The 778-nt window shown below is 50.5% G+C and carries 1 rRNA gene; it reads right to left on the reverse strand.

Annotated elements, in window-relative coordinates:
- Positions 1-453, reverse strand: a 16S ribosomal RNA gene (locus tag PCA20602_RS25470); the annotation flags it as partial.
- Positions 454-778: the final 325 nt, after the last annotated feature.

The raw sequence follows: 778 nt of genomic DNA on the forward strand, positions 1-778 counted from the left end.
AGGATTTCTTTCCGGACAAAAGTGCTTTACAACCCGAAGGCCTTCTTCACACACGCGGCATTGCTGGATCAGGCTTTCGCCCATTGTCCAAAATTCCCCACTGCTGCCTCCCGTAGGAGTCTGGGCCGTGTCTCAGTCCCAGTGTGGCTGGTCGTCCTCTCAGACCAGCTACAGATCGTCGCCTTGGTGAGCTTTTACCTCACCAACTAGCTAATCTGATATCGGCCGCTCTTGTAGCGCGAGGCCCGAAGGTCCCCCGCTTTCCTCCTCAGAGCGTATGCGGTATTAATCCGGCTTTCGCCGAGCTATCCCCCACTACAAGGTACGTTCCGATATATTACTCACCCGTTCGCCACTCGCCACCAGGTGCAAGCACCCGTGCTGCCGTTCGACTTGCATGTGTAAGGCATGCCGCCAGCGTTCAATCTGAGCCAGGATCAAACTCTTCAGTTTAAACCTGTTACTGTTTTCGGTTTTTCGCGATAAATCGCTAGAACCGGTCGCTCTCAAAGTATGCTGACAAGTTAATTACTTAACTTACCTATTACTATGTGAGCCTCAATAAATTTAAAGCTTATCTGCCGAAGCAGACGCACTATTCATCGAGTGCCCACACTTATCGGTTGTTCAATTTTTAAAGATCAATCGCATCTGACTTTGCTTCGTCGCACACTTACCGCGCCGTCGCTTCGTTTTCTGCGTCGCTGCATCAGCAGCAGAGAAGTGAGATTATGTCGCAGCTTCTCGTCGTCGTCAACAGTTTTTTTCGCTCTTTTCG

It is taken from the genome of Pandoraea capi, from assembly GCF_902459735.1.
Classification (GTDB): domain Bacteria; phylum Pseudomonadota; class Gammaproteobacteria; order Burkholderiales; family Burkholderiaceae; genus Pandoraea; species Pandoraea capi.